This is a genomic window from Streptomyces boninensis, assembly GCF_048572725.1.
Taxonomy (GTDB): Bacteria; Actinomycetota; Actinomycetes; order Streptomycetales; family Streptomycetaceae; genus Streptomyces; species Streptomyces boninensis.
In genome coordinates, this window is the sequence record NZ_CP183837.1 from 4,037,093 (window position 1) to 4,049,502 (window position 12,410).

Consider the following 12,410-nt stretch of genomic DNA (forward strand, 5'->3'; position numbering starts at 1 on the left):
AATGCTGCAAGATAGAGCGTCGTTAGCACTCCATAGGTGAGAGTGCCAGGAGGATACGAAAAGTGCCGACCTACCAGTACCAGTGCACCGAATGCGGCGAGGGCCTCGAGGCGGTGCAGAAGTTCACCGATGACGCGCTGACGGAGTGCCCGAATTGCGGCGGCCGGCTGCGGAAGGTGTTCTCGGCGGTCGGCGTGGTCTTCAAGGGCTCCGGTTTCTACCGTACGGACAGCCGCGGGGGCTCTTCGAGCTCCAGCCCGGCGGCCAAGTCGGGGGACGGGAAGTCGTCGGAGGCGAAGCCGGCGGACGCGAAGTCTTCTGAGTCGAAGCCGAAGTCTTCGGACGGGAAGTCGTCCGACAAGTCGTCGTCTTCGTCGTCTTCGTCCTCCTCGTCCTCGTCGTCCTCCTCGTCGAGCAGCAGCTCGGCCGCGTAGTCGCACGCAGGTTTGGGCGCCGCCTAGTCTGGTCGCATGACTGAGGCAGCGCTTGCAGAGATCGGCGTCATCGGCGGTTCCGGCTTCTACTCGTTCCTGGACGACGTCACCGAGGTCGCCGTCGACACCCCGTACGGCCCACCGAGCGACTCGCTGTTCGTGGGCGAGGTGGCCGGCCGCCGGGTCGCCTTCCTCCCCCGCCACGGCCGCAAGCACCACCTGCCGCCGCACGGCATCAACTACCGCGCCAACCTGTGGGCGCTGCGCTCGCTGGGCGTACGGCAGGTGCTGGGGCCGTGCGCGGTCGGCGGGCTGCGACCGGAGTACGGGCCCGGCACGCTGCTCGTACCGGATCAGCTGGTGGACCGCACCAAGGCGCGCACGCAGACGTACTACGACGGCGAGCAACTCCCGGACGGCCGCACCCCGAACGTCGTGCACACCACCTTCGCCGACCCGTACTGCCCGGTGGGGCGCACGGCGGCGCTGGCCGCGGCGCGCGGCCGCAGCTGGGAGCCGGTGGACGGCGGCACCCTGGTCGTGATCGAGGGCCCGCGCTTCTCGACCCGCGCGGAGTCGAAGTGGCATGCGGCGCAGGGCTGGTCGGTGGTCGGCATGACCGGGCATCCGGAGGCGGTGCTGGCGCGCGAACTGGAGCTCTGCTACACGTCGTTGACGCTGGTCACGGACCTGGACGCGGGGGCGGAGACGGGTGAGGGGGTCTCCCACCAGGAGGTGCTGGAGGTCTTCGCGGCGAATGTGGACCGGATGCGGGAGGTGCTCTTCGACGTGGTGGGCGGGCTGCCCGCGACGGAGGAGCGGGACTGCCTGTGCGCTGACGCGCTGAAGGGGTGGGATACGGGGATCGAGCTGCCGTAGCCTCGGCTTGTGACGGACTCGGACGCCTTCGACTGGCTGGGCCTCCTCCCGTATCTCGTCCTCCTGGCCGCCGGCGTGCTCATCGTGCTTGGGGTGCGGAATGTGCTGCGGGGGCGGGCGGCGCGGCTTGCGGCGGCGCGGCGGGCGGACCTGGCGGCTACGTACTCGCCGGACACCGTTGCCGCGAAGGACACGGTTGCCGCGCCGGCGCCCGTACCCGCGCCTGCGACGGCACCCGCGACCGTACGGGACGCAGGGAACGGCAACGGCCCGCTGTCCGGCGGCCGTTTCGCGCCGCTGGAGGAGCTCGGCCGCGGCGGCATGGGGGTGGTGTGGCGGGCGCAGGACCGGGTGCTCGGCCGGGAGGTGGCGATCAAGCAGCTGCTGCCGCCGGCGGGCTTCGCGGCGGAGGCGCGCGATTCGATGCGGGCGCGGTTGCTGCGCGAGGCGCGGGCGGCGGCGCGGCTCGACCACAAAGGCGCGGTGACCGTTCACGACGTGCTGCTGGACCAGGAGTCCGTGATCATCGTGATGGAGCTGGTGAAGTCGGCCGCGACGCTGCACGCGACCGTGGCGGACGCGGGTCCGCTGCCGCCCGGGCGGGTGGCCGCGCTGGGCGTGGAGCTGCTGGACGTACTGACCGAGGCGCACGGTCTCGGCATCATCCACCGCGACGTAAAACCGGCCAACGTCCTTGTCCGGCAGGACGGGTCGGTCAAGCTCGCCGACTTCGGGATCGCGCGGCTGGAGGGCGATCCGACGCTCACGGAGGCCGGGGCCGTGATGGGCACGCCCGCGTACATGGCCCCGGAGCAGATCCGCGGGCATGAGCCCGGTCCCGCGACTGACCTGTGGGGGCTCGGGGTCACGCTGTTCTATGCGGTGGAGGGGCAGCCGCCGTTCCGCGGGCCGAGCCCGACGGCGGCGATGGCTGCGGTGCTGACGGACCCGCCGGCGGTGCCGGAGCGGGCGGGCCCGGTGCTGGGCAGGCTGCTCGCCGGGCTGCTGGCGAAGGACCCGGTGGGGCGGCCGGGGGCGGAGGAGCTTCGGGCGGGGCTGCGGTCGGCGTTTTCCACAACTGGGGAGTAATCCACAGGGTGGTGCGAGGGCTGGGCTCGGACGGGATCGTGAGTCGCGTTACGAACCGCAAGCGACTCGCATCAGGTGGCGATGGCCATGTCCCGTATGACGCCGGTCAGTTCAGTTCTCCCAGCCGGGCACTCCCCCGTCCCGTCAGCTCTTCCAGCCGGGCACTCCCCCGTCCCGCCCGGCTGCGCGGTGCCGGACTTCGCGCCGTTACGGCCCCGGGGCGGGCGGCATCGGCTGCGGCGCGCGGTGCGGCGGCGGCGCCGGGCGATGGCGGCCGGGCTGGCGATCTCGGCGGCGGCGCTGGCGGCGGCCGCCCCGCGGAGCGACGATGCCCGGCTGACGGCGGCGGAGCCCGCGGGCCCGGCCACGGCGGAGCCGCATCCGAAGCCCGGCCGGGCAGGCCAGCCGCTGGTCTCGGCTCCGGTGCGGATCGCGGACGCGGCGTCGGTGCGGCTGCTGCGCCCGGGAGACCGGGTGGATGTGGTGGCGGCGGGCGACAGCGACGGCACCGCGGCGGGCCGGCCGGCGAAGGTGGTGGCGCGGGCGGCGAAGGTGACCCAGGTCCCGCGGGAGCAGGGCCCATCGGCATCAGCCGAAGCAGGATTTGGCACGGGCGCGCTGGTGGTGCTGTCCGTACCGCGCCGCACTGCGACGGCGCTGGCCGGCGCGGGGGCGTCGGGGCGGCTGGCGGTGTCGCTGTGCTGAAAGGGACGACCGACCCAACTCCTGTTCCGCCATCACCGATTCGTGTGACCCAAGTGGACGGCGTACCTCCGGCCGGGCATATGGTGCTGACTCCTCCGGAGCAATCGAAGTTAGGGGCAGTACGTGAGCGCGACGCCACCGGCACCCGCGCCGGCGCCAGCGGAGCACACCGGCATCCTGGGCGGCTTCAAGCAATTCCTGATGCGCGGGAACGTCATAGACCTAGCGGTCGCCGTGGTGATCGGCGCCGCATTCACAAAGATCGTGAATTCCGTGGTCGACGGCGTCATCAACCCGATCGTCGGTCTCTTCGGCTCGGAGAACCTCGAGCGCTATCACTCGTGCCTCGGCGGCGACTGCGTCGTGGAAGCCGGCAAGGTCACCTCCGGCAACGCGATCATGTGGGGCTCGGTGCTGAGCGCCGCCCTGAGCTTCCTGATCACGGCCGCGGTCGTCTACTTCCTGATGATCCTGCCCTTGAACAAGTACAAGGCCCGGCAGGCGGCCCAGGGCGACCCGGTGCCGGACGAGGCGACCGAGGTGGAGCTGCTGACGGAGATCCGCGATGCGCTGGTGGCCCAGCGGGGCGGTGGTGCGGCGGGCGCCGCGGGTGGCCCGGACGTCCTGGGCGGCTCGGACGGCCCGGGCTCGGGCCCGGGCGGCCCGCTCGACAAGCCGTAGCGACGGCGGGCCCGCCGCTCGCCCGAAGCCGCCGCGTCAGATGTGATGCGGCGGCTTCTCGTCGAGAAAGCGGGCCAGATCTGCCGCGGGGTCGGTGCTGGCAGGCCGCTCGCCCCAGCCCCGGTCGGTGTCGTCGGAGCTCTGCTGCGCCAGCGGGTCGTCGAAGACGAGCGCGTCGGCGCCTGTGGCGCCGGTGGCACCCGGCTTCCGCGGCTTGGCCTTGGCCGCGGTCTTGGGCTTTGTCGCGGCCTTGGGCTCCGTCGCGCCCACCGACGGCCGCTGCGTCTCGCCCTCGTCGTCCTGCTTCCGCGGGTCGGCCGCGGGGGTGTTGCTCATGCCCTCAAGGGTACGGTGCGGCCATGGCTGACCGAGTTGACGCGATCACGGACGTCCCGGGGATCCGGGTGGGGCATGCCCAGCGCACCGGCGCCGGCTGGCTGAGCGGCACGACGGTGGTGCTGGCGCCCGAGGGCGGCGCGGTGGCCGCGGTGGATGTCCGCGGCGGCGGCCCCGGCACCCGGGAGACGGATGCGCTGGACCCGCGGAATCTGGTCGAGCGGATCGACGCGGTCGTCCTGAGCGGCGGCAGCGCCTTCGGCCTGGACGCCGCGTCCGGCGTCGTCGGGTGGCTGGAGGAACAGGGCCGCGGGTTCCGGATCGGTCCCGACCCGTCACAGGTCGTGCCGGTGGTCCCGGCGGCGGTTCTCTTCGACCTCGGCCGCGGCGGCGACTGGCGGGCCCGTCCCGACGCCACCCTCGGGCGTCAGGCGGCGGAGGCCGCGGGCGGCGCAGCGCTCGGCGCCCCGGTGGCCGAGGGCAGCGTCGGAGCCGGCACAGGTGCCCGGGTCGGCGGGCTGAAGGGCGGCGTGGGGACGGCGAGCCTGCAGCTGCCCTCGGGGATCACCGTCGGCGCGCTGGCGGCGGTGAACGCGATTGGCTCCGCCGTGGATCCGGAGACGGGCCGCCTCTACGGCGAGCTGTACGAGGCCGGCGCACCCCCGGCGCCCGCGGCCGAGGTGCACGCGGAGGCGCGGCGCCGCCTGGCGGCTGCCCAGGAGGAGACCGAGCGCCGGTCCGCCGCCGTCGCGCGGCCGCCGCTGAACACGACCCTCGCCGTGATCGCGACGGACGCGGCGCTGACCTCGGTCCAGGCCCAGAAGCTCGCGGGCACGGCCCACGACGGCCTGGCCCGCGCCGTACGCCCGGTCCACCTCCTCAACGACGGCGACACGGTCTTCACGCTGGCCACGGGCGAGCACCCGCTCCCGGCCCCGGACGGCGACCTCGACCCGGCGTTCGCCCCGCTGCTGGCGGCGGCCGCGCTGAACGAGGTGCTGGCCGCCGGCGCAGACACCCTGACCCGCGCCATCGCCAAAGCCGTCCGTGCGGCGGAGGGTATGGAGACTCCTGGCGGGGTGTTCCCGTCGTATCGGGAGCTCTACGCGCGCGCGTAGCCATCCCCACCGCGCCTACTGCTACCAGTGGTAGCATCGGGCGCATGGCTGGTAGTAAAAAGTACTCCGTGAGTCTGCCGGAAGACTTGGCCGAGACGGTGCGCGACCGAGTCGGACCGGGCGGGTTCTCCGCTTATCTGGCGGAGGCACTGGAGCACCGGCTGGCCATGGACCGACTGCGCGAGATCGTTGCCGACTTCGAGACGGACAACGATCCGCTGACCACCGAAGAGATCGAGCAGGCACGGTCTTTGCTACACCAGGAGCATCGCGACGACGATTCTGCCGGGGCCGCAGCCTGATGCCGGGCACTCTGCTGCTGGACTGCGAAGGGCTGAGCAAGGTCTACCGCAAGGATCGCCAGGCCATCGCGATGGTGGAGGCGGCCCAGCTGGAGAATGTGCGGGTCGGCACGACCGTGATGACCACTCTTGAGGCCGACTACGAGCGCATCCATCCTGCGCGCATCCACTGGGTGCTCTCGCGGATCGACGTCCATGAGATCAGCCGCGATGTGGCGGCCGAAGCCGCCAGGCTGCTGCGGGAACACGGCCTGCACGGCCACAAGTATGCGATCGATGCCGTCCTTGCCGCGATCGGCAGGGCGGCGCCGCGCCCCGTGACGCTGCTGACGTCGGACCCGGATGACCTTTCCTTGCTGTGCGGTCCGACCGTACAGGTCGTAAAGGTCTGAACGGCACGCCTCGGCCCGGCAGCGGTGGTACGTGCAGCCGGGCCGAGCGAGGCACGCAGGATCAGGCAGGGGCGAGGCTCTTGTCGGGTTTGGGCTCACCTGCCGGGGTCAGCTGCGACGGCATCTGCACTTCCGACCGGTCCTTCTTCCTTCCCTTCAGGAAGATGACCAGGGCTGCGCTGACTGCTGTGCCTGCGGCGATTGCTACCAGGTAGAGGAACCAGCCGCCGATCAACGGGGTGACCCAGATGCCGCCGTGCGGGGCGCGGAGGGTGGAGCCGAAGGCCATCGACAGGGCGCCCGTCACCGCGCCGCCCGCCATCGACGCCGGGATGACGCGGAGCGGGTCCGCTGCCGCGAAGGGGATGGCGCCTTCCGAGATGAAGGACGCGCCCAGGACCCAGGCCGCCTTGCCGTTCTCGCGTTCCGTCTTTGTGAAGAGCTTGCCGCGGACTGTCGTCGCCAGGGCCATGGCCAGCGGCGGGACCATGCCGGCCGCCATCACCGCCGCCATGACCTTCAGGCTGCCGTCGTTGGGGTGCGTCAGGCCGCCGACCGCGAAGGCGTACGCGACCTTGTTGACCGGGCCGCCGAGGTCGAAGCACATCATGAGGCCGAGGACCACGCCCAGGATGATCGCGTTGGAGCCGGAGAGGCTGCTCAGCCAGTCGGTCAGGGCGCTCTGCAGGGAGGCGATCGGCTTGCCGATCACCACGTACATCAAGAAGCCGATCACCGCCGAGGAGATCAGCGGGATCACCACCACCGGCATGATGCCGCGGAGTGTCTTCGGGACCTCGATCCGCTGGATCGCCTGCACCAGGGCGCCGGCCAGGAGGCCCGCCACCAGGCCGCCGAGGAAGCCCGCCTCGATGGTCAGCGAGATCGCGCCGCCTACGAAGCCGGGGACGAGACCTGGGCGGTCCGCCATGCCGTACGCGATATAGCCCGCCAGGACCGGGACGAGGAAGCCGAAGGCGGCGCCGCCGATCTGGTTGAAGAGGGCGGCCCAGCTGTCGGCTTCGGACCAGACGAAGTGTTCGGCGACGGACTTCGCCTCGGTGATGTCGTAGCCGCCGATGGCGAAGGAGATCGCGATCAGCAGGCCGCCGGCGGCGACGAAGGGGACCATGTAACTGACGCCGGTCATCAGCCACTTGCGGAGTTTGGTGCCGTAGCCGTCCTCGGCGTCGGCGTTACGGTCCATGGGCGCCCCGGGCGCCGGGGCCGCGGTCACCTCGCCGCGGGCGGCCTTGTCGCGGGCCTCCGCGATGAGTTCCGCCGGGCGGTTGATGCCCGCCTTCACGCCTACGTCGACGGTGGGCTTGCCCGCGAAGCGGTCGCGGTCGCGGACTTCGACGTCGTGGGCGAAGACGACCGCGTCGGCGGAGGCGATGAGTTGGGGGTCGAGGCGGGTGAAGCCTGCCGAGCCCTGGGTCTCGACGGTGACCTCGACTCCGGCCTCGCGGCCGGCCTGTTCGAGGGCTTCGGCGGCCATGTAGGTGTGGGCGATGCCAGTTGGGCAGGAGGTGACGGCGACGATACGGAAGGCGTGCTCCGTGCTCTCCGCGGCCGACGCGGTGTCGATGGGCTCGTCCGCTCCCGGCCGCGAGCTGGTGGCCTCGGTCTCAGAGGTGCTGTCCTCCGTCTCCTCGCCTCTGATCAGCCGCGCCGCCGTCGCCGCGTCAGCGGCGCCTCGCAAAGCCGCCGTGAACGACTCATCCATCAGATGCCGCGCCAGCCCCGACAGGATCGACAGATGGTCCTCATCCCCGCCCGCCGGCGCCGCGATCAGGAAGATCAGGTCCGCCGGGCGGCCGTCCGCCGCCCCGAAGTCCACGCCCGCCGCGCTCCGGCCGAAGGCCAGCGTCGGCTCCGTTACGTGTGCACTGCGGCAGTGCGGGATGCCGATGCCGCCGTCCAGGCCCGTGGGCATCTGGGCCTCGCGCGCCGCGACGTCCGCGAGGAAGCCCTCCAGGTCCGTGACGCGGCCGGCGGCCACCATCCGCTCCGCCAGCGAACGGGCCGCTGCCTCCTTCGTGTCGGCGGTGAGGTCCAGGTCGGCCAGTTGTGCCGTTATCAATTCGCTCATTGTGCAGCTCCATTGCCTGAGCGGACCGGCTCGGTGAGGGGCCGGTCGAGGGGGACATCTGCGGTGAGGGTGACCTCGTCGGGGGCGAGGTCGCGGGGGGCCGGCATGACGCTGCCGGGGAGTTGGACGGCCGCGGCGCCGTGCGCGACCGCGGCCGCGAGGGCGGCCGGGCCCGTACCGCCGGCGGCCAGGAACCCGGCCAGAGAGGCGTCGCCCGCGCCGACGTTGCTGCGGACCACCGCGGCCGGGGCCGAGGCGAACCAGATGCCGTCGCCGGACACCAGCAGCTGCCCGTCCGCGCCCAGGCTCGCGAGCACCGCGCCCGCGCCCCAGTCGCGCGCCTCCTCGGCGGCCTTCACGGCGTCGCCGATGGTGAGCAGCGGCCGGCCGACGGCCTCGGCGAGCTCCGCGGCGTTGGGCTTGACCACGTCGGGGCGCATGGCCAGGGCGGCCGTCAGCGCCGGGCCCGACGTGTCCAGGGCGATACGGGCGCCCGCCCGGTGCACGCGGTCGACCAACTCCGCGTACCAGGAGGGCGCGAGGCCGCGCGGCAGGCTGCCGCAGCAGGCGATCCAGTCCGCGGCGGCGTCGACGGCCGTGGCCCGTACCGCCTCCAGCAGCGCCTCCGCCTCGGTCGGGGTCAGGACCGGACCGGCCGCGTTGACCTTGGTGAGGACGCCGTCCGGCTCGGCCAGCGCGACGTTCACGCGCGTCGAGCCGACGACCGGGACGCCCGCCGCCTCGATGCCGAACTGGCCGAGCAGCCGCGCGAGCAGGTCGCCCTCGGGGCCGCCGAGCGGGAGGACCGCGACCGTACGGTGGCCGGCCGCGGCGATCGCGCGGGAGACGTTGACACCCTTGCCGCCGGGGTCGACCCGGTCGGCGGCCGCCCGCAGCACGGCGCCGCGCGCCAGCGCCGGCAGCTCGTAGGTGCGGTCGAGGCTGGGGTTGGGCGTGACGGTGAGGATCATGTGCGTGCTGCTTCCAGTGACGTGCGAGGGTTCATGCCCGTACGACATCGGTGCCCTGCGCCTTGATCGCGCGGGCGTCCTCGGGGGCGAGGCCGGTGTCGGTGATGAGCAGGTCCACTCCGGCGAGGGAGCCGAAGCGGGCGAGGTGCTGGGCGCCGAACTTGCCCGAGTCGGCGAGCAGCACCACGCGCCGCGCGGCGCCGATCACCGCCCGCTTGACGGCGCCTTCGGCGAGGTCGGGGGTGGTGAGGCCGGCGTCGAGGGAGTAGCCGTTGGTGGCGATGAAGGCGACGTCGGCGTTGACCTCGCCGTATGCGCGCAGGGCCCAGGCGTCGACGGCCGCCCGGGTGCGGTGCCGGACCCGGCCGCCGACCAGGTGCAGGTCGATGCCGGGGTGGTCGGCGAGGCGGGCGGCGACCGGGAGGGCGTGGGTGATCACGGTGAAGGACGACTCCACCGGCAGCACGCCCGCCAGCCGCGCCACGGTCGAGCCGGCGTCGAGGATCACGCTGCCGCCGTCCGGCAGCTCGGCGAGCGCCGCCTCGGCGATGCGGTCCTTCTCGTCGGCGGCGGTGGTCTCGCGCTCGGCGAGGTCGGGCTCGAAGTCGAGGCCGCCGCGCGGTATCGCACCGCCGTGCACCCGGCGGATGAGGCCGGCCCGGTCCAGCGCCTTCAGGTCGCGCCTGATGGTCTCCGCGGTGACCTGGAACTCCTCGGCGAGGGACAACACATCGACGCGCCCGCCCTCGCGGGCCAGGCGCAGGATCTCCTGCTGACGCTCCGGTGCGTACATGTGGATTCAGGTCCGTTTCGGTGCCCGACTGTGTGGCTTCGCCTCCACATTACGGGGCCGCTTCCGGAAAGTAAACAGACTCGGGCATGCGCGCAGACGCATTCGGGCACGGCCGATGAGTCCTGGCCGCCCGATCGGTCGTTACGTGGACAGACAGGAAGGGAGACCCGCATGCCCGCACAGCAGCCCACGACCGAGCTCGACGCCCGCTACAGCTCCGCCCTCAATCCGCTCCCCGGAGCGGCGGAAGTCGCCGCCACCCCCTGGGAGGAGGCCCAGCGGCAGCTGGAGGCGGCCGAGATCTTCCAGATCTCCACGATCCGAGCCGACGGCCGACTGCACATCACACCGCTGATCGCCGCGTGGGACGCGGACTCTGGAGTGCTGTACTTCACCACCGGCCCGACGGAGCAGAAGGCCAAGAACCTCGCGCACAACCCGCACTGCGCCCTCACCACCGGCGGCAGCTCGCTCACCGGGGGCCGCGACCTCGTCGTCGAGGGCACGGCCGAGCGGGTCACCGACCCGGCGGCGCTGGAGCAGGTCATCGCGGTGCACGAGGCGAAGTACGGCGACCACATCACCTCACCCGAGGGGACCTTCCACGGCTTCGGCGACTCGCTCCGTAAAGGCGACGGGACGGTCTTCGCGGTCGCGCCGCACACCGCCTATGCCTTCGGGCGGGATGGTGGCGTGTACAGCCACACGCGCTACACGTTCTGAGCGCAGGCTTCGGGGCAGAGGAAAGCCCCCGGCCGCCAGGGGGGGCGGCGGGCCGGGGGCTGTCTGTGGGGGGCGCACCCCGCGAGGGGATGCGCCACGTGTCGTTACGCCGCGGACTCGAAGCCCGTGTCGCGGGCGAGCTTCTTCAGCTCGACCAAGGCGTGCTTCTCGATCTGCCTGATCCGCTCGCGGGTCAGGCCGTGCTGCTTGCCGACCTCGGTCAGCGTGCGCTCGCGGCCGTCCTCGATGCCGTAGCGGGCGCGAATGATCGAGGCCGTACGGGGGTCGAGCCTGCCGATCAGGTCCTCGAGCTCCTCGCTGCGCAGCAGCGACAGCACCGACTGCTCCGGGGACACGGCGCCCGTGTCCTCCAGCAGATCGCCGAACTGGGTCTCGCCCTCGTCGTCCACCGACATGTTCAGCGAGACCGGGTCGCGGGCCCAGTCGAGCACGTCCACGACGCGCTCGGGTGTGGACCCGAGCTCGGCGGCGACCTCCGCCGGCTCCGGCTCGCGCCCATGCTCGCGGTTGAACTCGCGCTGCACGCGGCGGATCCGGCCCAGCTCCTCGACCAGGTGGACGGGAAGCCGGATCGTGCGGGACTGGTCGGCAATGGACCGCGTGATGGCCTGGCGGATCCACCACGTGGCGTACGTGGAAAACTTGAAGCCCTTGCGATAGTCGAACTTCTCCACCGCGCGGACAAGGCCGGCGTTGCCCTCCTGGATCAGGTCGAGAAGCGGCAGGCCGCTGCGCGGATAGCGCCTGGCGACCGCCACGACCAGGCGAAGGTTCGAGCGGATGAAGAGGTCCTTGGCGCGCTCGCCGAGGGCCACCATCGTCTCGAGCTCTTCCCGGGTCGCCGTAGCGCTCGCGGAATCGTCACCCAGTGGGTCGACCTCCTTGGCGAGCAGCTTCTCGGCGTACACACCGGCCTCGATGTCCAGGGAGAGCTCGACCTCCTTCGCGGCGTCGAGCAGCGGAGTGCGCGCGATCTCGTCGAGGTACATGCCGACCAGGTCACGGTCGGCGATCTCCCCGCTCGATGCGCGAACGCTGCCCTTGCCGGCGGCCTTGGTGTCAGCAGCCGCTCGACGGGCGACGGCACGGGTTGCCATGCGTGCTCCCTTAACGAGTGAGACGGATAACGGTTCGGCACCTGTCGGGTGCCCGTTACATTGCTTCCAACGGCTGGAATCCGGACAGAATTCCCATGCGGGGCTCCGATTTTCGTGATCTTGCAGTACCCTGCACAACCGGCTGATACCTTCGGACGGTGCAAGAGTTTGCAGAAGTGCAGGTCAGCCCGGGCGTCGAGGCCGATCTGGAGCCCCTGACGGCGATCTACAACCACTACGTCCGTGAGACCCCGATCACGTTCGACACCGCCCCCTTCGCCCCCGAGGAGCGCCGCGCGTGGCTGCGCTCCCATCCAGAAGACGGCCCGCACCGCCTTCTGGTTGCTCGCGGCGGCCCACGGATTCTCGGCTATGCCACCTCCAGCGCCTTCCGCCCGAAGGCCGCGTACGACACTTCGGTGGAGTGCAGCGTCTATCTGGCCCCCGACGCGGGCCGCCGCGGCCTCGGCACCCTGCTCTACAAGGCCCTCTTCGCGGCCCTGGAGGGCGAGGACGTGCACCGCGCGTACGCCGGGATCGCGCTCCCGAACGAGGCCTCCGAGCGGCTGCACCGCCGCTTCGGCTTCGAGCACGTGGGGACGTATCGCGAGGTGGGCCGGAAGTTCGGCCGGTACTGGGACGTGGCCTGGTACGAGAAGGATCTAGGGCGCTAGTCCTACGCCCCCGGTCCGTTCCCGTGACGCCGGTCACCGCATAACGTCCACGGCATGGACACGACGGGGACACTCGACGAAGCGTTTGACCGGCTGCACGACT

15 protein-coding genes are annotated in these 12,410 nt (G+C 72.0%); 10 read left to right on the top strand and 5 right to left on the bottom strand.

The genetic code is table 11. From position 1 onward, the window contains the following. Window positions 1-62: 62 nt before the first annotated feature. The 5 genes from ACNNMR_RS18270 (at window position 63) to mscL (ending at window position 3,788) form a co-directional block, all read left to right on the top strand. Window positions 63-434, top strand: a complete 372-nt coding sequence (locus tag ACNNMR_RS18270; protein ID WP_419995691.1) for an FmdB family zinc ribbon protein — start codon at window positions 63-65, stop codon at window positions 432-434. 36 nt (window positions 435-470) lie between these two features. Further along, window positions 471-1,313 carry an S-methyl-5'-thioadenosine phosphorylase gene (locus tag ACNNMR_RS18275; protein WP_419995692.1) on the top strand — a complete coding sequence of 281 codons (843 nt, stop codon included), beginning with the start codon at window positions 471-473 and terminating at the stop codon, window positions 1,311-1,313. Between the two features lie 9 nt (window positions 1,314-1,322). Next, window positions 1,323-2,402, top strand: a complete 1,080-nt coding sequence (locus ACNNMR_RS18280) for a serine/threonine-protein kinase (protein WP_419995693.1) — start codon at window positions 1,323-1,325, stop codon at window positions 2,400-2,402. Between the two features lie 87 nt (window positions 2,403-2,489). Continuing rightward, window positions 2,490-3,107, top strand: a complete 618-nt coding sequence (locus tag ACNNMR_RS18285) for an RcpC/CpaB family pilus assembly protein (protein ID WP_419995694.1) — start codon at window positions 2,490-2,492, stop codon at window positions 3,105-3,107. Window positions 3,108-3,230: 123 nt separating this feature from the next. Continuing rightward, a complete protein-coding gene (gene mscL, locus ACNNMR_RS18290) occupies window positions 3,231-3,788 on the top strand; it encodes a large conductance mechanosensitive channel protein MscL (protein ID WP_419995695.1) in 558 nt (185 codons plus the stop codon). Between the two features lie 36 nt (window positions 3,789-3,824). Here mscL and ACNNMR_RS18295 read toward each other — a convergent pair whose 3' ends face one another. Next, window positions 3,825-4,124 (bottom strand): hypothetical protein, encoded by a 300-nt coding sequence (locus tag ACNNMR_RS18295; RefSeq protein ID WP_419995696.1) that lies wholly within the window; start codon window positions 4,122-4,124, stop codon window positions 3,825-3,827. Window positions 4,125-4,147: 23 nt separating this feature from the next. Between ACNNMR_RS18295 and ACNNMR_RS18300 the strand changes: the two genes are divergently transcribed. The 3 genes from ACNNMR_RS18300 (at window position 4,148) to ACNNMR_RS18310 (ending at window position 5,936) form a co-directional block, all read left to right on the top strand. Beyond that, window positions 4,148-5,242 carry a P1 family peptidase gene (locus ACNNMR_RS18300; protein WP_419995697.1) on the top strand — a complete coding sequence of 365 codons (1,095 nt, stop codon included), beginning with the start codon at window positions 4,148-4,150 and terminating at the stop codon, window positions 5,240-5,242. A 68-nt stretch (window positions 5,243-5,310) separates the two neighbouring features. Next, the gene (locus tag ACNNMR_RS18305; RefSeq protein ID WP_419995698.1) at window positions 5,311-5,544 is read left to right on the top strand and encodes a hypothetical protein; all 234 of its coding nucleotides are present in this window, start codon (window positions 5,311-5,313) and stop codon (window positions 5,542-5,544) included. Then, the gene (locus ACNNMR_RS18310) at window positions 5,544-5,936 is read left to right on the top strand and encodes a DNA-binding protein (protein WP_419995699.1); all 393 of its coding nucleotides are present in this window, start codon (window positions 5,544-5,546) and stop codon (window positions 5,934-5,936) included. The genes ACNNMR_RS18305 and ACNNMR_RS18310 overlap by 1 nt, the downstream gene beginning before the upstream one ends. A 61-nt stretch (window positions 5,937-5,997) precedes the next feature. On the opposite strand, the gene ACNNMR_RS18315 is transcribed toward ACNNMR_RS18310, so the two are convergent. Genes ACNNMR_RS18315 through ACNNMR_RS18325 form a run of 3 tightly spaced genes read right to left on the bottom strand, consistent with a single transcriptional unit; the run spans window position 5,998 to window position 9,792 of the window. Beyond that, entirely contained in the window at window positions 5,998-8,028 is a 2,031-nt protein-coding gene (locus ACNNMR_RS18315; protein ID WP_419995700.1) for a PTS fructose transporter subunit IIABC, read from the bottom strand. Next, window positions 8,025-8,999, bottom strand: a complete 975-nt coding sequence (gene pfkB / locus ACNNMR_RS18320) for a 1-phosphofructokinase (protein ID WP_419995701.1) — start codon at window positions 8,997-8,999, stop codon at window positions 8,025-8,027. The genes ACNNMR_RS18315 and pfkB overlap by 4 nt, the downstream gene beginning before the upstream one ends. Window positions 9,000-9,030: 31 nt before the next feature. After that, window positions 9,031-9,792: a DeoR/GlpR family DNA-binding transcription regulator gene (locus ACNNMR_RS18325; RefSeq protein ID WP_419995702.1), complete on the bottom strand. Its 762-nt coding sequence runs from the start codon at window positions 9,790-9,792 to the stop codon at window positions 9,031-9,033. A gap of 171 nt (window positions 9,793-9,963) precedes the next feature. Between ACNNMR_RS18325 and ACNNMR_RS18330 the strand changes: the two genes are divergently transcribed. Continuing rightward, on the top strand, window positions 9,964-10,515 hold the full coding sequence (locus ACNNMR_RS18330) for a pyridoxamine 5'-phosphate oxidase family protein (protein ID WP_419995703.1): 552 nt from the start codon (window positions 9,964-9,966) through the stop codon (window positions 10,513-10,515). A 104-nt stretch (window positions 10,516-10,619) separates the two neighbouring features. Here ACNNMR_RS18330 and ACNNMR_RS18335 read toward each other — a convergent pair whose 3' ends face one another. Beyond that, entirely contained in the window at window positions 10,620-11,633 is a 1,014-nt protein-coding gene (locus ACNNMR_RS18335; protein WP_419995704.1) for a sigma-70 family RNA polymerase sigma factor, read from the bottom strand. Between the two features lie 158 nt (window positions 11,634-11,791). On the opposite strand from ACNNMR_RS18335, the gene ACNNMR_RS18340 reads away from it, so the two are divergent. Beyond that, window positions 11,792-12,307 (top strand): N-acetyltransferase family protein, encoded by a 516-nt coding sequence (locus ACNNMR_RS18340; RefSeq protein WP_419995705.1) that lies wholly within the window; start codon window positions 11,792-11,794, stop codon window positions 12,305-12,307. The last annotated feature ends 103 nt before the right edge of the window (window positions 12,308-12,410 follow it).

Coding starts and splice junctions, on each gene's coding strand:
- ACNNMR_RS18315 (WP_419995700.1), bottom strand. CDS start 8,028: ATGAGCGAATTGATAACGGCACAACTGGCCGACCTGGACCTCACCGCC.
- ACNNMR_RS18330 (WP_419995703.1), top strand. CDS start 9,964: ATGCCCGCACAGCAGCCCACGACCGAGCTCGACGCCCGCTACAGCTCC.
- ACNNMR_RS18335 (WP_419995704.1), bottom strand. CDS start 11,633: ATGGCAACCCGTGCCGTCGCCCGTCGAGCGGCTGCTGACACCAAGGCC.
- ACNNMR_RS18285 (WP_419995694.1), top strand. CDS start 2,490: ATGTCCCGTATGACGCCGGTCAGTTCAGTTCTCCCAGCCGGGCACTCC.
- ACNNMR_RS18295 (WP_419995696.1), bottom strand. CDS start 4,124: ATGAGCAACACCCCCGCGGCCGACCCGCGGAAGCAGGACGACGAGGGC.
- ACNNMR_RS18275 (WP_419995692.1), top strand. CDS start 471: ATGACTGAGGCAGCGCTTGCAGAGATCGGCGTCATCGGCGGTTCCGGC.
- ACNNMR_RS18310 (WP_419995699.1), top strand. CDS start 5,544: ATGCCGGGCACTCTGCTGCTGGACTGCGAAGGGCTGAGCAAGGTCTAC.
- ACNNMR_RS18325 (WP_419995702.1), bottom strand. CDS start 9,792: ATGTACGCACCGGAGCGTCAGCAGGAGATCCTGCGCCTGGCCCGCGAG.
- pfkB (WP_419995701.1), bottom strand. CDS start 8,999: ATGATCCTCACCGTCACGCCCAACCCCAGCCTCGACCGCACCTACGAG.
- ACNNMR_RS18300 (WP_419995697.1), top strand. CDS start 4,148: ATGGCTGACCGAGTTGACGCGATCACGGACGTCCCGGGGATCCGGGTG.